Source organism: Pseudomonas sp., assembly GCF_040514055.1.
Lineage (GTDB): Bacteria > Pseudomonadota > Gammaproteobacteria > Pseudomonadales > Pseudomonadaceae > Aquipseudomonas.
On sequence record NZ_JBEVDL010000074.1, the window covers coordinates 30317 to 47479 of the forward strand.

General features: G+C 64.9%; 18 protein-coding genes. 13 read left to right on the plus strand and 5 right to left on the minus strand.

Annotation, left to right across the window (positions count from 1 at the left end; genetic code table 11):
- Positions 1 to 75 precede the first annotated feature (75 nt).
- Both tig and ABWY06_RS19280 read right to left on the minus strand, forming a co-directional pair.
- Positions 76 to 1386 carry a trigger factor gene (tig, locus tag ABWY06_RS19275; protein ID WP_353927190.1) on the minus strand — a complete coding sequence of 437 codons (1311 nt, stop codon included), beginning with the start codon at positions 1384 to 1386 and terminating at the stop codon, positions 76 to 78.
- 179 nt (positions 1387 to 1565) lie between these two features.
- Positions 1566 to 1820: a hypothetical protein gene (locus tag ABWY06_RS19280; RefSeq protein WP_353927191.1), complete on the minus strand. Its 255-nt coding sequence runs from the start codon at positions 1818 to 1820 to the stop codon at positions 1566 to 1568.
- A gap of 194 nt (positions 1821 to 2014) precedes the next feature.
- Here ABWY06_RS19280 and ABWY06_RS19285 point away from each other — a divergent pair, with 194 nt between their 5' ends.
- The 3 genes from ABWY06_RS19285 (at position 2015) to ABWY06_RS19295 (ending at position 4384) form a co-directional block, all read left to right on the plus strand.
- Positions 2015 to 2698, plus strand: a complete 684-nt coding sequence (locus ABWY06_RS19285; RefSeq protein ID WP_353927192.1) for a heavy metal response regulator transcription factor — start codon at positions 2015 to 2017, stop codon at positions 2696 to 2698.
- Positions 2695 to 4065: a heavy metal sensor histidine kinase gene (locus tag ABWY06_RS19290; RefSeq protein ID WP_353927193.1), complete on the plus strand. Its 1371-nt coding sequence runs from the start codon at positions 2695 to 2697 to the stop codon at positions 4063 to 4065. The genes ABWY06_RS19285 and ABWY06_RS19290 overlap by 4 nt, the downstream gene beginning before the upstream one ends.
- A 130-nt stretch (positions 4066 to 4195) precedes the next feature.
- Positions 4196 to 4384, plus strand: coding sequence for a hypothetical protein (locus ABWY06_RS19295; protein ID WP_353927194.1), 189 nt, complete (start codon positions 4196 to 4198; stop codon positions 4382 to 4384).
- Between the two features lie 48 nt (positions 4385 to 4432).
- On the opposite strand, the gene ABWY06_RS19300 is transcribed toward ABWY06_RS19295, so the two are convergent.
- The gene (locus ABWY06_RS19300) at positions 4433 to 5650 is read right to left on the minus strand and encodes an MFS transporter (protein ID WP_353927195.1); all 1218 of its coding nucleotides are present in this window, start codon (positions 5648 to 5650) and stop codon (positions 4433 to 4435) included.
- Positions 5647 to 6087 (minus strand): RidA family protein, encoded by a 441-nt coding sequence (locus tag ABWY06_RS19305; RefSeq protein WP_353927196.1) that lies wholly within the window; start codon positions 6085 to 6087, stop codon positions 5647 to 5649. The genes ABWY06_RS19300 and ABWY06_RS19305 overlap by 4 nt, the downstream gene beginning before the upstream one ends.
- Before the next feature lie 88 nt (positions 6088 to 6175).
- On the opposite strand from ABWY06_RS19305, the gene soxR reads away from it, so the two are divergent.
- The gene (gene soxR / locus ABWY06_RS19310) at positions 6176 to 6643 is read left to right on the plus strand and encodes a redox-sensitive transcriptional activator SoxR (RefSeq protein ID WP_353927197.1); all 468 of its coding nucleotides are present in this window, start codon (positions 6176 to 6178) and stop codon (positions 6641 to 6643) included.
- Between the two features lie 157 nt (positions 6644 to 6800).
- Here soxR and ABWY06_RS19315 read toward each other — a convergent pair whose 3' ends face one another.
- On the minus strand, positions 6801 to 8018 hold the full coding sequence (locus ABWY06_RS19315) for an MFS transporter (RefSeq protein WP_353927198.1): 1218 nt from the start codon (positions 8016 to 8018) through the stop codon (positions 6801 to 6803).
- A 231-nt stretch (positions 8019 to 8249) separates the two neighbouring features.
- Between ABWY06_RS19315 and ABWY06_RS19320 the strand changes: the two genes are divergently transcribed.
- The 9 genes from ABWY06_RS19320 (at position 8250) to ABWY06_RS19360 (ending at position 17159) form a co-directional block, all read left to right on the plus strand.
- Positions 8250 to 8822, plus strand: a complete 573-nt coding sequence (locus tag ABWY06_RS19320) for a TetR/AcrR family transcriptional regulator (protein WP_353927199.1) — start codon at positions 8250 to 8252, stop codon at positions 8820 to 8822.
- A 29-nt stretch (positions 8823 to 8851) separates the two neighbouring features.
- Positions 8852 to 9550 carry a dienelactone hydrolase family protein gene (locus tag ABWY06_RS19325; RefSeq protein ID WP_353927200.1) on the plus strand — a complete coding sequence of 233 codons (699 nt, stop codon included), beginning with the start codon at positions 8852 to 8854 and terminating at the stop codon, positions 9548 to 9550.
- A gap of 422 nt (positions 9551 to 9972) precedes the next feature.
- Positions 9973 to 10644 (plus strand): GntR family transcriptional regulator, encoded by a 672-nt coding sequence (locus tag ABWY06_RS19330; protein WP_353927201.1) that lies wholly within the window; start codon positions 9973 to 9975, stop codon positions 10642 to 10644.
- A gap of 109 nt (positions 10645 to 10753) precedes the next feature.
- The gene (locus ABWY06_RS19335) at positions 10754 to 11686 is read left to right on the plus strand and encodes a 4-hydroxyproline epimerase (RefSeq protein ID WP_353927202.1); all 933 of its coding nucleotides are present in this window, start codon (positions 10754 to 10756) and stop codon (positions 11684 to 11686) included.
- The gene (locus ABWY06_RS19340; RefSeq protein WP_353927203.1) at positions 11683 to 12798 is read left to right on the plus strand and encodes an NAD(P)/FAD-dependent oxidoreductase; all 1116 of its coding nucleotides are present in this window, start codon (positions 11683 to 11685) and stop codon (positions 12796 to 12798) included. Before ABWY06_RS19335 ends, ABWY06_RS19340 begins: the two co-directional genes overlap by 4 nt.
- Entirely contained in the window at positions 12791 to 13027 is a 237-nt protein-coding gene (locus tag ABWY06_RS19345; protein WP_353927204.1) for a (2Fe-2S)-binding protein, read from the plus strand. Before ABWY06_RS19340 ends, ABWY06_RS19345 begins: the two co-directional genes overlap by 8 nt.
- The gene (locus ABWY06_RS19350) at positions 13024 to 14280 is read left to right on the plus strand and encodes an FAD-dependent oxidoreductase (RefSeq protein WP_353927205.1); all 1257 of its coding nucleotides are present in this window, start codon (positions 13024 to 13026) and stop codon (positions 14278 to 14280) included. Before ABWY06_RS19345 ends, ABWY06_RS19350 begins: the two co-directional genes overlap by 4 nt.
- Before the next feature lie 73 nt (positions 14281 to 14353).
- The gene (locus ABWY06_RS19355; RefSeq protein ID WP_353927206.1) at positions 14354 to 15103 is read left to right on the plus strand and encodes an AraC family transcriptional regulator; all 750 of its coding nucleotides are present in this window, start codon (positions 14354 to 14356) and stop codon (positions 15101 to 15103) included.
- Between the two features lie 1237 nt (positions 15104 to 16340).
- Positions 16341 to 17159, plus strand: a complete 819-nt coding sequence (locus ABWY06_RS19360) for an ABC transporter substrate-binding protein (RefSeq protein ID WP_353927207.1) — start codon at positions 16341 to 16343, stop codon at positions 17157 to 17159.
- The last annotated feature ends 4 nt before the right edge of the window (positions 17160 to 17163 follow it).

Consider the following 17163-nt stretch of genomic DNA (forward strand, 5'->3'; position numbering starts at 1 on the left):
CTTACTAGTCATGTCTCAAATACGCATAAGCCAGCACGAAGGCTGGCTTATGGTGTGCTCTAACTAAAGGGACGATCAGGCTGCTTGCGGGGCTTCCGCTGGCTTGACCGCTTCTTCGTAAGAGACCCGTTTGTCGGTCACATTGGCCTTCTGCAGAACAGTATCCACAACTTGTTCTTCGAGCACAACAGAACGCACTTCGTTCAGTTGCTGGTCGTTCTTGTAGTACCACGCGACCACTTGCTCAGGCTCCTGGTAGGCCGAAGCCATCTCCTGGATCATCTCGCGCACGCGGGCTTCATCAGGCTTGAGTTCGAACTGCTTGACCACCTCGGCGACGATCAAACCCAACGCGACACGGCGCTTGGCCTGCTCTTCGAACAGTTCGGCAGGCAATTGCTCCGGCTTGACGTTGCCGCCGAACTGCTGGACGGCTTGCACGCGCAGGCGATTGACTTCATTGCCCAGCAGGGATTTCGGCACGTCCAGCGGATTGGCCGTCAGCAGACCGTCCATCACCTGGTTCTTGACCTTGGATTTGACCGCCTGGCGCAGTTCGCGCTCCATGTTCTTGCGGACCTCGGCACGGAAGCCTTCCAGGCCGCCATCCTTGATCCCGAACAGGGCGAAGAACTCGTCGTTCAGCTCCGGCAGCGTGGGGGCGGCGATGCGGGTGACAGTCACGGTAAACTCGGCCGCCTTGCCGGCCAGTTCCAGGTTCTGATACTCAGCCGGGAATTCCAGGTTCAACACGCGCTCTTCACCAACAGTGGCACCGACCAGACCGTCTTCGAAACCCGGGATCATGCGCTTGGAGCCCAGCACCAGTTGCGTGCCCTTGGCGGAACCGCCAGCGAACACCTCGCCGTCGACCTTGCCAACGAAATCGATCGTCACCTGGTCGTCCAGTTGAGCGGCACGCTCGGCGTCCGCGAAGCGGGTATTCTGCTTGCGCAGGATTTCCAGCATGTTGTCCAGATCAGCATCGGCCACATCGGCCTGCAGGCGATCGATAGCCAGGCTCTCGAAGCCGGCCACCTGGAACTCGGGGAAGACTTCAAAGGTGGCAACATATTCCAGATCCTTGCCTTTTTCGAACACCTTGGGCTCGACGGCAGGGTTGCCGGCCGGGTTGAGTTTGTGCTCAACCACAGCTTCGTAGAAGGTCGCTTGAATCAGGTCGCCCAGGGCTTCCTGACGAGCGGAGTCCTCGTAACGCTGACGGATCACGCTCATCGGCACTTTGCCCGGACGGAAGCCAGGCACTTTAGCGCGACGGGCAGTCTGCTGCAGACGCTTGTTGACTTCGGTCTCAATGCGCTCGGCCGGAACGCCGATGGTCATGCGACGCTCGAGAGCGGAAGTGTTTTCAACAGAAACTTGCATGGATATTCCTCGTTGCACAGACGTAAGCCGGCCGTTTCCGGCCCCAGAATCAAGGGCAAGCATTCTAGAGGGTCAAACTGAAGAAGTCACCTTATGCAGAATGTCAGCGAAATCCGAACCAGCCCCGGCGACCTCACAGCGTCGCCCCAAAGGCCCCTCACGCCCTTCCGGGCTAGTACTCAAGTTTCGTTCGCATCGGGCTCGGCACTGACCAGGCAGGCGTACAAGGGACTCAGCCGGGGGGCCTGGCCGGTGCCACTGTTACTGGCGATCCATTGGCGAGTCTTGTCCACATCGAACACCATGTCGCCCATGGTCGACAGCAAGGTTTGCGCCACCTTGTAGCGGCCGCACTGGGCACACTCGCGCTCCTCCCAATCGGCGACGCCGGTTTGCAGCACCTGGGCACCCGCCCCGCATATCAGACAACTCATCGTATCCGCTCCATTTGATTCGATTGAGCGCTCCACTGTAGCCGCTTCTGCGCGCGCTGCCGGATGACTGGCCGACAATCGCGCCCCGAGCGACAATCGGCCTGCTGCGGGCAGGTATCCACGTCAACGCTGCTGATTCGCCCACCGCCGTGGTTTTTCCCACGTACTCGCACCACTGATCGGGAGCTCGCCTTATGAAACTGCTGATTGCGGAAGATGAGATCACCACCGGCACCTACCTGCAGCAGGGCCTCAGTGAAGCCGGCTTTACGGTCGAGCGGGTCACCGACGGCCGTGCAGCCCTGCAGCATGCCCTGAGCGATCAATACGACCTGCTGATCCTCGATGTGCTGATGCCAGGAATGCAGGGCTGGGAGGTACTGAGCGGGATACGTAGCGCGGGACTGACCCTGCCGGTGTTGTTTCTGACCGCCCGCGATGGCGTGGCGGACCGGGTCAAGGGCCTGGAGCTAGGCGCCGACGACTACCTGATCAAACCCTTTGCCTTCTCGGAACTGCTGGCACGGGTACGTACCCTGCTAAGACGTGGCACGGCCGCCGCGCAGGCGACCCGACTGAGCCTCGCTGACCTGCACATCGACCTGCTGACCCGTCGCGCCACGCGCGCCGGGCAGCGGATCGAGCTAACCGCCAAGGAATTCGCCCTGCTCGAGTTTTTTATGCGGCGGCGCGGCGAAGTACTGCCTAAATCGCTGATCGCGGCCCAGGTTTGGGACCTGCATTTCGACAGCGAAACCAACGTCATCGAGGTCGCGGTGCGCCGCCTGCGGACCAAGATCGACGAAGGTTTTGCGCCCAAACTGATTCATACCGCACGTGGCCTGGGCTACCGCTTCGACAGTGAGGCGAACCCATGATTCGGCTGTCGCTGACCACCCGCCTGAGCCTGATGTTTATGGTCGCGGTGGTCGCGGTGCTGGCCGTCGCCGCGTTGAGCTTCACGGCGCTGAGCCGGCACCACTTCGAACTGCTTGATCGGCAGGCGCTGTTGGAAAAACTCGAGGCGACCCGCCAGCTGATGGCGCAGATGCCGCCCAACGAGCCGATCTCCGCGCTGGCGCCTCGCCTGCGAACCCTGCTCGGCGCGCACCCGGACCTGAGCGTTCTGTTGCTGGCCGCCGACGGCAGCACAGTGCTGGCGATTCCCGAAGCGACCCCAACGCCCGCGGATTATCGACAACGGCCCGAGGACCACCCCTGGGATTGGCAGCGGGAGGGACGCCTGTACCGCGTCCTGAAGGCCAGGGTGTCGCCCACGGGGCAACCGGCGCCGACCAGCGCCGTGCTGATGCTCGACGTGACCACCCATATGCATTTCTTCCAGCAATTGCACCGCTGGTTCTGGATCGGCCTGACCCTCAGCGCCCTGATCAGCGCCGGGCTGGGCTGGCTAGTGGCCCGCAATGGACTACGCCCGGTACGGCAGGTCACCCGACTGGCCGCATCCATGTCAGCGCGCGCCCTTAAGGAGCGGATTCCGCTGGAACCGGTACCCCACGAGCTGCGCGACCTGGTGAGCGCCTTTAATGCCATGCTCGCCCGGCTGGACGATGCCTTCGGTCGCCTGTCGAACTTTTCCACCGACATTGCCCATGAACTGCGCACTCCGGTCAGTAACCTGATGACCCACACCGAAGTGGTACTCAGCCACGCGCGGGGCCGTGAGGCCTATGAGGACACTCTGTACGCCAACCTCGACGAATTCCGGCGAATGGCGCGCACCATCGATGACATGTTGTTTCTGGCCAAGTCGGAGAACGGTTTGGCGATGCCGAGCCGGGCCGATATTGACCTGGGCCCGTTGGTGCTCAAGCTGTTCGAATATTACCAGCTGTTGGCCGACGAACGCGGCATTCGCCTGACACTTGAGGGGGCCGGCCAGCTGAGTGGCGACCGCTTGATGCTGGAGCGCGCGCTGTCCAACCTGCTGTCCAACGCGCTGCGCTACACCGCCGATGGACAGGCGATCAGGGTGCTTATCACGCGCACGGCCAAGGACCTTCAGCTGACCGTCGAAAACCCCGGCGAGGCGATCGCTCCGGGGCAGCTGGAACGACTGTTCGAGCGGTTCTACCGCATCGACGCGGCCCCCCACACGGCCGCCTCTCGGCACGTCGGGCTCGGCCTGGCCATTACCCGGGCCATAGTCGAAGCCCACGGTGGCACCGTTCGCTGCCTGTCGAGCGAGGGGTACACCCGATTCCAGATGACGTTCAGCGGCTAACGATTGGCGGCCACTCCCAGAAGCCTGCTGAAAAAATTCAATATTTTTACCTGGCCGAGGTCGACTTAGCACAGCAGGCTCCCGGGCCATGTCAGGGCGGTGGAGCCGCTTTTCCAGGGAGGAGACGACCGTGATCAACTTGAGAAAAAAACCCTTCGCCGTGCTCTGTTATCGCAGACGCAGCATCCGGGAACTGCAGCTCGATCTTCAAGGCTTTGCCAACAGCGAGGACTGCCAGGCGTGGTCCCTGACCGCCCATGAGTGGCGCGAGCAGATCAAGCTGGCACTCAGGGCGCGCATGGAAAATCAGCCTATTTGATCCCGTCCAAAGGCCGGATGAGCGTACAGGCGCGGGGGCGTGCTCCCTCTATTCAGGGCTGCGTGCGCGCCGTACCAGCCACTGGTCATACCCCAGGATCACACCACTGAGCAGCGCCAGCGCCGCCCCGACCGCGCAGGTCAGCTGCCAGCCGCCGCGGTGCCACGCCAGGGCACCCAGCGCCGAACCACTGGCCGCGCCCGCAAAGTAGCAGGTCATGTAGACCGCATTGATGCGCGAACGGGCATCCGCGGCCAAGCCGTAGATCACGCTCTGATTGCTCACATGCACGCCAGGCAACGCCAGATCGATGATCAGGATTCCCAGCACGAACCAACCCAGGTGCGCTTCCCCCAAGGCCAGGCACGCCCAGCCGACCAGCAGCAGCAACACTGAAGCGGCGCTGGTGATTTGCCGCCAGCCTCTGTCGGCCAGGCGCCCCGCCACGCTGGCCATCAGCACCCCAACCACCCCCACCACGCCGACCAGGCCAATATCACGATCGCTCAGACCATGCGCGGGTCCCGACAGCAGCAATGCCATGGTGGAAAACAGCACGCTGACCGAGGCGAACGCCAATGCCCCCAGCAAGGCCCGGCTGCGCAGGCGCGGGTGGCGCTTGACCAACCCGCCCAGGGAACGCAGTACCGCGAGATAACTGGCGGGGTTCGGCTGGCGACTGCGAGGCAGCACCCACCATAACGTCAGGGCCAGCAGCACCATACACACCGCCGCGTAGCGGTAGACCGTGTTCCAGCCGCCCAGCGCCGAGAGCAGCCCGGCCGCGCTGCGCGCCAGTAGAATGCCAGCAAGCAGGCCACTCATCACCACCCCGACCGCTCGACCGCTGCGCTGCGGGTCCGACAAGCCGGCGGCCATGGGTACCAGCGTCTGGGCGGCGACCGAGAACAGCCCGGTGATCAGGGTGCCCACCACCAGCACGGAAAAATTCGGCGCGTAGCCGCTGATCAGCAAGCCCAGCGCGGCCAGCAGCATCAGGCCAACCACCAGGCCACGCTGCTCAAGCTTGTCGCCCAGGGGCACCAGAAACAGCAACCCCAGGGCGTAAGCAAGCTGGGAAAGGGTCACGGTGAACGCCGCCATCCCTTCGCTGATCTGCAACGCTTGGGCGATGGAGTGCAACAACGGCTGATTGAAGTAATTGCTGCCGGCACACAGGCCGGTGGCCGCCGCCATCAACAGCAGCACGGGCAGGCTCAAGTAAGTCGGGCGCTCTGGCGCCAGATCCAGCACCGCGGCGCTCATGACCCCACCTGCATTACCGCCAAGGCCTCGATTTCGAACAGCATGCCGTCCAGCGCCAGGCGCGGCACCGGAATCAGGGTGCAGGCCGGTGTAGGCTGGTCGCCCCAAAGGCGCAATAGTTCGCGGCTGAGGACGGCCAGCCGGTCCTCATCGTGATCGACGATCAACACGCTGAGCTTGATCACATCGGCTAAGGTGGCCTGGGCCGCGTGCAGCGCCAGCTGCAGGTTGTCCAGGGCCTGGCTGACTTGCGCAGGGAAACCCTTTGCCAACTGACCTTCGGCGTTTTCCCCGCCCTGGCCGGCGATCTGGATCAGGCGAATCGGCGCACTCGCGGTGGCCGTCACCACATGGCTGTAGCCATTGGCACGGGGATCATAGAGACCCGGCGGATTGATAAAAGCGAGGACCGGTGACAACGCTTGCGGGTTCTTCATGGGACTCCTTGAGCGGGGCTTGAGCGCGAAGACCCGGGCACTCTATGATCTCAACTTAACTTGAGGTCAAGCGCTTTACGGAGCCGCCATGAAACCACCCGCCGAGGATTCCACCACGGCCCTGCCCGGCACCGACCTGGCGATCGGCGAAGCGGCCGCACGCAGCGGCCTGGCCGTGTCCACCCTGCATTTCTACGAATCCAAGGGACTGATTCGTGCGCGGCGCACCGCGGGCAACCAACGGCGCTACCCGCGCTCGATCCTGCGTCGACTGGCGGTGATCAAGGTCGCGCAGCGGGTCGGTATTCCGCTGGCCGCCATTGCCGAGGCCCTGCAGGCGCTGCCGGCCGAGCGCACCCCCACCGCCCAGGACTGGCAGCGCCTGTCGCGTTCCTGGAAGGCGGAATTGGACGAGCGCATCCACAGCCTGAGCCAATTGCGCGATCAACTAGACGGTTGCATCGGCTGCGGCTGCCTGTCCCTGAAAGCCTGCCCATTGCGCAATGCCGAGGACAACTTGGGACAAGCCGGGCCAGGGCCGCATTTCGAGCATTGAACCACCCACGCACCGGTGCGGCAGGCGAGGACCCGCTGGCCGCTGGCAAATCAGGCGGAATCGTCGTGCCTGCCCCCCATCTCGACCTGACAGCCGCCATCCGCTGGGCGCCGTCGCGCCCGGTGAATCTGACGCAGCCGGCTCCAAGTGCCCCTTCTCAAGGCCGCTTGACCACCGCCAGCCCCGCGATCGGGGCTCTTCCGCGCAGCAGTTGGAACGCACAGAAGGCCGCCGCCGCAAACAGGCTGTTGAGCAGCACCATGGGCCATGCCGAACCATCCTGCAGCAGGCTGAGCAGGACACCACTGAGGGTCGCACCGGCCATCTGCGCAAAGCCCATAAAGCCGGCCGCCAGTCCGGCACGCTGGGCATTGGGCATCACCGCCCCGGCGACGCTGGCCGGCAGCACCATGCCGCCCCCCAGCGTGACCAGCACCTGGGGCAACGACAGGCCAAGCACGGACAACCCCAGGCCTTGGTAGATTGCCCAGGTCGAGAGCGAGCCCATCGCCACCAGCGCGACGCCCAACGCCACGATCTTGTCCGGGCCCCAGTGCATAATCATCCGTTGGGTGAAAAAGGCCCCGGCGATCAGGCCCGAGACAATCAGGCCGAAAATCAGGCCGTACTGCGCCGCGCTCAACCCCAGCAGACCCATATAGACTGCCGACGACCCGGCGATCATGGCGAACATCGCACCATAGGTGCACGCCAGGGTCAGGGCAAAAGCCTGAAACGAACGCGCCTTGAGCAAGTCGGCATAGTTGCCCGCCAGGGTTTTCAACTGCCCGGCCTGAGGATCCAGCCGCGGGTTGCTTTCGCGGTACAGGTTGAGGACCGCCACCAGAGTGCAGGCACCTACCAGCAGCGCCAGCGCGATCGGTGCACGCCAGCCGGCATGGAGACTTAGGGCACCACCGAGCATGGGCGCGACGGCAATGGCACAGAGCATGCCGATCACCGTCTGGGCCAATGCGGGGCCGGCCTGGGCCTGCCACACATCACGCACGATGGCCCGTGCCAACACGATGGCCGCGCACGCGCCGAGCCCCTGGAGCACGCGGGCGGCAATAAACTCCGCCATGCTGCCGGCCAACAACAGCCACAGGGTGGCCAGCAGGTAGACCGACAGCCCGGCGAGCAGCACCGGTCGGCGGCCAATGCGGTCGGACAACGGCCCCAGGACCAACTGACCCAGCCCAAAGGCCCCCACGAACACCGAAAGCGCTAGCAGGCTGCTGCCCGGACGGGCGGACATGGCCAGCTCCAGCGCCCCCAAACTGGGCACTATCAGTTGCGTGGAGATTTCCCCCAGGGCGGTCAGTGCCACCAGGATCAGAAATAGGCTTCGGGATGGAGACGCTGGATGCGCCATGGCTCAGCTCCTGCTTCGCACGGTCGGCGGTAGTCGCCAACAGTTATATTTCGACCATAATATTATATTGGTATGCTGTCCATCATTTAGTCAGCGCCACAGCCTGATGACTGCCACGGCGTGCTGGCGGTCGACCTGAAAGGCGCGTTTCAGCGGCCCGAACTGTCACTGCCGGGCGAATGGCGTTAGATTATGCTCAACATCTAGCTCAGTCGCCCTTGCAGGACAGCCATGCGTTATTCAGAAGACCATAAAGCCCAAACCCATCAACGCATCCTCGAGGAGGCCGCTCGCCTGTTCCGCCGTGACGGCGTGGCCGCGACCGGGTTGCAGCCCTTGATGAAGGCCCTGGGGCTGACCCATGGCGGCTTTTATGCCCACTTCAAGTCCAAGGATGACCTGGTGGAACAGGCATTGGGCCAGGCGATACGGCAAACCGACGCGGCGACCGCCGAGATGGCAACACGCGAAAACCCCCTGCAGGCCTTGATCAGCGGCTACCTGTCCGAGGCTCATCGGAACGACCCGGGGGCTGGCTGCCCCTTGCCCACGCTGTGCGCCGAACTCGGCCAACGTGGTACGCCCAGCGCCACCACGGACCGGGTCATCCGCAGTCGGCTGGAGATGATCCAGAACCACTTGGAGGGCGAAACTGCCGCGCAGCAGAGCATGCTGATCCTTTCAACGCTGATCGGCGCCCTACTGCTGTCGCGCAGCGTTCAGGATCCCGAGCTGTCCAAAGAGCTGCTGGCTGCGCCAAAACGCTTACTGCTGGAACAACTCAGCGACACCCGGGCACACTGACCACTCACCGAAAACCGACAGGGAAGCCTATGAGCATCACCAGCCAATGGATCGAGATCGACAGCCAGGATGGTCGCTTCGGCGCCTACCTGGCGCTACCCCACACCGGTAAAGGCCCGGGCATCGTGTTGCTGCAGGAAATTTTCGGCGTCAACGCGCACATTCGCTCGGTGGCCGAGCAATACGCGGCGGACGGTTATGTGGTGCTGGTACCCGACCTGTTCTGGCGCAGCGGTGCACGTATCGAGCTGGACTACGACCAGGCCGGCTGGCAACGCGCCGTCGAGCTGATGAACGCCACCCCGGTCGATCAGGCAGTGGCCGATATCGCCCTCACCGTCAGCGCCTTGAAATCCCACCCCGCACTGGATGGCAAGCTGGCGAGCCTGGGGTTCTGCTTCGGCGGCCTGTTGGCCTACCACAGCGCCGTCCAGGGGTTGGTCGATGCCGCGGTGTGCTACTACGGCGGTGGTATTCAGCACCAGCTGCAACGTGCCGACGCCATAACGGTGCCCGTGCTGATGCACTTCGGCGAACAGGACAGTCATATCCCGATGGATGCCGTGGCAGGCATCAGGGCAGCGTTCGCGCAGCGTGGGGCGGTGGACATCCGCAGCTACCCGGATGCCGAACATGGGTTCAATTGCTCGCATCGCAGCAGCTATCACCAGCGCCGCGCCGCCGAGGCCCATGGGCATTCGCTGGTCTTTCTCAGCGGCAAGCTGTAGACAGACGAAACCAGGCCAGGCGTCGGCTAATTTTCCGGCCGCCCTACCCGCGTTGGCGGATACCTTGGCATGTCCCCTGCGCTGGACCGATCCGCGTGGGTTACGCGGCGAAAGACCTGCGTAGGGGCAGGTCGATGTTGATATGCGCCGCTAACCCACCCTACGCCTGCAGGTAGACCCGGGGGATTCTCAAGCCCGTGTTCCCCATCCCGGCACGCTCGCCCGGCGCCAGGCCGATTGGCGTGGATTAGGCGGCGTGTTATCCGCGGCAGGAGCCTGTCGCTTCGCCGCTTGCGCCGCTGCCCCAGCCTACGCCAAGCCTCTGACTGGCCGAGCGGCATGCCCTTCGAAACGCCAGCGGCTAGTTCGCGTTGAGAAAACTCGTATACCCTAGTCACAAACCACCTCGAACGACCCTTGCCGTGACCCTACCCAAACTCAACGCACCCGATCTGGGCAACTCCCCGTCCACGTCGGAAATCATCACCCGGCACCTGCGCGAGGCCATTATCGGCGGCCAGTTCGACGAAGATGAGCCGATCCGCCAGGACGATATCGCCCGCCAGTTCAATGTCAGCAAAATCCCGGTCCGCGAGGCACTCAAGCGCCTGGAGGCCGAAGGGCTGGTGGTGTTCCAGCGCAATCGCGGGGCGATGGTCACCCGGGTCTCCGAACCCGAACTGGCGCAGATGTTCGAAGTGCGCATGTTGCTCGAGGACAAGGTGCTGCGCCTGGCCATCCCCAACATGACCGACGCCACCTTTGCCCGCGCCGAACGCATCTGCCAGGAGTTTATCGGGGAAAACGACGTCGGGCGCTGGGCCGAGCTCAACTGGGAACTGCACGCCTGCCTCTACGAACCGGCGCAACGGCCCTTTTTGGTCGGCCTGATCCGTTCGGTCAACGACAAGCTGGAGCGCTACCTGCGCCTGCAGATGAGCCTGTCGGCCGGCAAGGAGAGGGCCGATCACGAGCACCGGGAAATCCTCGACGCCTGCCGCGCCAAAGATGTGGAGCGCGCCGTGGCCCTGCTCGACCAACATATCGCCGGCGTCTGCACGACCTTGCTCGAGCATCTGCCCCGCGCTCATTGAGAGGGCACGATTGTGCCGATTTCGTCATCTGCATCGACTAAAACCCTCAAGCCGCCAGCCCTCGCACAGGCCACTCTTTCGTTCATTCTCCCGAATGGACTGACCTGTGATGAAACGCATCAGCGTGATCGACTCCCACACCGGCGGCGAACCGACCCGCCTGGTCATCGACGGCTTTCCGGACCTGGGCACCGGCAGCATGGCCGAACGGCGGCAACGCCTGGCCGACCAGCACGACCCATGGCGCGCCACCTGCATGCTCGAACCGCGCGGCAGCGATGTGCTGGTCGGCGCGCTGCTGTGCCAGCCGGTGGACCCCAGCGCCTGTGCCGGGGTGATATTTTTCAACAACACCGGTTACCTCGGCATGTGCGGTCACGGCACCATCGGCCTGGTCGCCTCGCTGGCGCATCTGGGCAGGATCGGCGCCGGTGTGCACCGCATCGAAACCCCGGTGGGCACGGTGCAAGCCACCCTGCACGAGGACGGCTCGGTCAGCGTGCGCAATGTCCCCGCTTACCGGCATGCCAAGGGGCTCAGCCTGCAGGTGCCGGGGTTCGGCGAGGTGGTCGGCGATGTCGCCTGGGGCGGCAACTGGTTCTTTCTGATCGCCGATCACGGCCTGGAGGTCAGCAGCGCCAACCTCGAGGCCTTGACCGTCTACAGCTACGCCGTGCAACAGGCTCTGGAGGTCCAGGGCATCCGCGGTGCGGACGGCGGCCTGATCGATCATGTCGAACTCTTCGCCGAGGATCCCCAGGCCGACAGCCGCAACTTTGTGCTGTGCCCGGGCAAGGCCTACGACCGCTCGCCCTGTGGCACCGGTACCAGCGCCAAGTTGGCCTGCCTGGCGGCCGACGGCAAACTGCAACCGGGTGAGGTCTGGCGCCAGGCGAGCGTGATCGGCAGCGAGTTCGAGGGCTCGTTCGAGCGCCAGGGCGAGGCCATCGTACCGACCATCCGCGGCCGCGCCTTTATCAGCGCCGAAGCCACGCTGATCCTGCAAGCGGACGATCCGTTCGCCTGGGGCATTCGCCTGTGAACACCGGCGCCGCGGCCGAGGTCATCATCGTCGGCGCCGGCATCATCGGCGCCGCCTGCGCCCAGGTCCTGGCCCGGCGTGGTCTGCGGGTGCTGGTGCTGGACGCCGGTTTGCCGGGCGCCACCGCAGCCGGCATGGGCCATTTGCTGGTACTGGACGACAACCCGGCCGAACTGGCCCTGAGCGCGTATTCCTTGCGGCGCTGGCGCGAACTGGCGCCGGCGCTGCCCGAGGCTTGCGCCTTTCGCCAGAACGGCACCCTGTGGCTGGCGGCCAACCCCGAGGAAATGGCGGTGGCCCAGAGCAAGGCGCACAACCTCGAGGCCCATGGCGTGGCCGGCGAACTGATCGGCAGTGCCGCCTTGCGTCGCCTCGAACCCCAGCTGCGCGAGGGCCTGGAAGGCGGCTTGCTGCTGCCGGGCGACGGCATCCTCTATGCGCCCAGCGCCGCCCGCTGGATGCTCGACACCCCGGGCATCGAGCAGCGCCTGGGATGCGTCAGCGAAATCGAGGGCAACCGGGTGCGCCTCGACACTGGCCAGTGGCTAAGCGCCGACGCGGTGGTCCTGGCCAATGGCGTGCAGGCCAAGGACCTGTGTCCGGAGCTGCCGATCGAGCCGAAGAAAGGCCACCTGCTGATCACCGACCGCTACCCGGGCAGCGTCACCCACACCCTGGTGGAACTGGGTTACGTCACCAGCGCCCATAACGCCAGCGGGCCATCGACCGCCTGCAATATCCAGCCACGCCCCACCGGCCAGCTGTTTATCGGTGCCTCGCGGCAGTTCGGCACCAGCGACCCGCAAGTAGAAGGCTGGATGCTGGCCAAAATGCTCAGGCGTGCGGTGGAGTACATGCCCGGCCTGGCCCAGCTCAATGGCATCCGCGCCTGGACCGGCTTTCGCGCCGCCAGCCCCGACGGGCTGCCGCTGGTGGGCCAGCACCCGCAGCGACCGGGCCTGTGGCTGGCGGTCGGCCATGAAGGCCTGGGCGTCACCACCGCCCTGGGCACCGCCGATCTGCTGGCCGCCCAGCTGTTTGACGAGGCGCCGCCGCTCAACGCCCAGCCCTATCTGCCACAGCGTTTTCTGGGAGCACAGCCCCATGCCTGAAGTGATGTTGAACGGCCGCGCACTGCAGGTCGCCGAAGGCACCAGTGTCGCCGCCGCCCTGGCCCTGGGGGGTGACGGCAGCAGCCGCACCTCGATCAGCGGCCAGCGCCGTGCCCCACTGTGCGGCATGGGGGTCTGCCAGGAGTGCCGGGTGACCATCGACGGCCGCCGTCGCCTGGCCTGCCAGACCCTGTGCCGGGACGGCATGCGCGTGGAGTCCCTGGCATGAGCGAACACACCGACCTGCTGATCATCGGTGCCGGACCGGCCGGCATGGCCGCCGCCCTCGCGGCCGCCCCCAGTGGCGCACGCATCCTGTTGCTCGACGACAATCCCCTGGCCGGCGGGCAAATCTGGCGCGACGGTCCCCAGGCCAAACTGCCCGTCCAGGCGCAGCGAATGCGCGAACAGCTGGCCGCCCTTGGCAATGTGCGGCATTGCCCCGCTACCCGGGTTATCGCCCGTGCCGGCGCAAAGCAATTGCTGGTCGAAGATGATGAGCGCGGCTGGACCATCACCTACCACCAACTGATCCTGTGCACCGGCGCACGGGAATTGCTGCTGCCCTTCCCCGGCTGGACCTTGCCCGGGGTCACTGGCGCCGGCGGCCTGCAAGCCCTGATCAAGGGCGGGCTCCCGGTGCGCGGCGAACGCCTGGTGGTCGCCGGCAGCGGGCCGCTGCTGTTGGCCAGCGCCGCGACCGCCAAGCAACAGGGGGCGCAACTGCTGCGTATCGCCGAACAGGCCTCGCGTGGTGCCGTGGCCGGGTTTGCCGCGCAGCTGCCGCGGTGGCCGCACAAGCTGCTGCAGTCCGTTACCCTGTTCGATGCTCACTACCGGACCGGAACCCAGGTGCTGGCCGCCCTCGGCCGCGAGCGCCTGGAAGGGGTACGCCTGCTGCAACAGGGCAAGGTCGTCGAACTGGCCTGCGATCGATTGGCCTGCGGCTTTGGCTTGATTCCCAATACCCAGCTGGGCCAGGCCCTGGGCTGCGCGCTGGCAGGGAACGCTCTCGCGGTCGACCCTTGGCAGGCGACCAGTGTCATCGACCACTACGCGGCAGGCGAATGCACCGGCTTTGGCGGCAGCGAGCTGGCGCTGGTGGAAGGCCGGATCGCCGGTCATGCCGCCGTGGGCGAGCGAAATGCGGCCCAGCGTCTGTGGCCACAACGCGCGCGCTGGCAGGCCTTTGCCCGGGCACTCAACCAGGCCTTCGCCCTCGACCCAGGGCTCAAGACCCTGGCGGCGGCCGATACCCTGGTGTGCCGCTGCGAGGACGTGCCCTACGGGGCGTTGGCCGGGCAGCGCGATTGTCGGGAAGCCAAGTTGGCCACCCGCTGCGGCATGGGCGCCTGTCAGGGACGCGTCTGTGGAGGCGCGGTGCAACACCTGTTTGGTTGGCAGCCCCCCGCCCCACGACCACCGTTCAGCCCGGCACGCATCGAGACCCTGCTGTGCCTGGATGACGTCCCCGGTGCCTGATGGCTGCCCGGGGCTTACCGGCGCGGCGGCGAGCCTCTATGATCCCGGGGGTCCCCTTCAGGCCCCCGGCGCCATGCATGCTTCGCTAACCGACTTTACCCCCTGCGACCTGCCGACCCTGCTCACCAGCCTGCAGCCCATCGCGCCGCTGCTCGACAGCCTGGCGGACCTGGTGTTTTTCATTAAAGATCGCGAAGCCCGCTATGCCTTCGTCAACCAGACCCTGGCCCGTCGCTGCGGTTTCAGCCACAGCCATGAACTGCTGGGGCGCACCGCCGAGATGGTTTTCCCGGAGCGCTTCGGCCCGCTTTATACCCGGCAGGACCACCAGGTGCTGGGCAGCGGCCGCGAACTGACCGACCAGTTGGAACTGCACCTGTATTACGGCAACCAGGCTATCTGGTGCCTGACCCATAAATTGGCGTTACTCGACGCCCAAGGCCAGGTGGTCGGTCTCGCCGGTATCTCCCGCGACCTGCAGGTGCCGCAGTCCAGCCACCCCGCGTTCGACAGGCTGGCGGCGGTCGACCTGCATATCCGCCAGCACTTCGCCCGCCCGATCAGCCTTGGCGAATTGACCGCCATCGCCGGCCTGTCGGTGGCCCAACTGGAGCGCCACTGCAAGCGCATCTTTCAGCTCACCCCGCGGCAAATGATTCACAAGGCCCGCCTGGGCGAAGCCTCGGCCTTGTTACTGGACTCGACACTGCCCATCACCGACATCGCCCTGCGCTGCGGATACACCGACCACAGCGCTTTTAGCCGGCAATTCCGCGCCCTGACCGGGCTGTCTCCCAGCCAGTACCGCGCGACACATCGTTAGTCGCGCATTGATTGCCCGGCTGCGCGGGTATCACGGTGCGTGGGGGCGGGGCCGAGGTGTCTGGCCCGGTCCCGAGCAGGCGACCGGACAATCGTGATTGAGGTGCAGCATGGGGCAATGCGTCTGCCCCGCTCCTTCCACGCCCGGTTCGGCAGCCTAGCGATGGCCATCGCGCGCGTCCTCGTGCCGGGACTGCTATGGCATGACGCCCTGACTCTGATTTGGCAGTCCTCTACGGCGGTTCCGGCTCAGGCCCGCGCAGGCCTTTATGCGTCGGCCCCACGAAACCTCCCTTCCCCGTCATTCCCGCAAAGGCGGGAATCCAGTCGCGGGGGTCAAGCCGGTCGCAGGACAGAAGACCCGGACACGCCACGACGACACCTCATCCGAGCCCTACCGAAGCACAGGTGTCAGCCGCTCTGGATACCCGCCTGCGCGGGTATGACGAGGTGGTGGCTAACGCGTCCGACCCGATCCATGCCCCACACTTCCCCAATCCAGTCAGGCTGCCACTCGGCATGACGCCCTGTCTCTGATTCTCCAGTCTCCTGGGGCGGTACCGAACCAGCCCGCGCAAAGCCAGTTCGTCAGCCCCGCGAATCTCCCTCCCCGTCATTCCCGCAAAGGCGGGAATCCAGTCGCGGGGGCAAGTCGTTCGCAGGGCAGAAAATCTTCGGTGGGTACCGAATCAGACCCGCGCAAAGCCAGTTCGTCGGCCCCACGAAATCTCCCTCCCCCGTCATTCCCGCGAAAGCGGGTATCCAGTTACGGGGGGGCTGTCGGTCGCAGGCCGAAAGACCCGGACTCCCCAGACAGCACCTCAGCCGAGCCTCACCGAAGCACAGGTGCCAGCCGCTCTGGATACCCGCCTGCGCGGGTATGACGAGGTAGTGGGTAACGCGTCTGATTCGGTCTACGCCCCCAGTTTTCACTTCTCCCATGTCGGCTCCCAAGTGACGTATCCCCAGCTGCGCCTTCGGGGCAGAGTTTGATATCCAATGTGCAGCCAAGTGGTGCTTAGGCGCTGCGGTGCTCCCTTAGGTAACACCGATTTGGGGCAACGGCAGGGAGACAGGGAGGGTGTGCGTTCAACCGACCCCCTGCACGACGCAGTAACCAAGGCCTGCGAGCCGATTGCACGGACCAGTAGCGGTTCGGCACGCTGCTTGCTTATCTAATATCGTATACGAAATTCTTGATACGATAATTAACGCCAACCTCCAACGAAGAGGCTTTTATGAAAAACCCCGCAGTTGTCGTCGCCCTTAGCGCTGCTCTCAGCACCTCGTTTATCGCCACCGCCCAGGCGGACAAGCTCGACGACATCATCGAATCCGGCAAGCTTCGCTGCGCCGTAACCCTGGACTTCCCGCCCATGGGCTTTCGCGACGCCGGCAACAACCCGGCGGGTTTTGACGTGGACTATTGCAACGACCTGGCAAAAGTCCTCGGGGTCGAGGCCGAAGTGGTCGAAACGCCGTTCCCCGACCGTATCCCGGCGCTGATTTCCGGGCGCGCCGACGTGATTGTCGCCTCCACCTCCGACACCCTGGAGCGGGCCAAGACCGTGGGCCTGACCGTGCCCTACTTCGCTTTCCAGATGGTGGTGCTGACCCGCAACGACACCGGCATCAAGAGTTTCGACGACGTCAAGGGCAAGGCCCTGGGCAATACCAGTGGCACCTTCGAGGCCATCGCCCTGGAGAAGGACGTGAAAAGCTGGGGCACGGGCACCTTCCGCGCCTACCAGTCGCAGAACGACACCTTGCTGGCGGTCGCCCAGGGCCATATCGAGGCCACCGTGGTCACCAACACCGTGGCAGCCGCTACCCTCAAGTCGGGCAAGTACAAGAACCTGGTGATCGCCGGTAACGCGCCCTATGTGATCGACTACGTCTCCCTGGCGGCCAAACGCAACGAATACGGCCTGCTCAACTACCTCAACCTGTTCGTCAACCAGCAAGTCCGCACCGGGCGCTACAAGGAGCTGTTCGTCAAGTGGATCGGCACCGACGTGCCACCGACCGACCTGACGGTCCCTCAGGTCTACTACTGAGGAA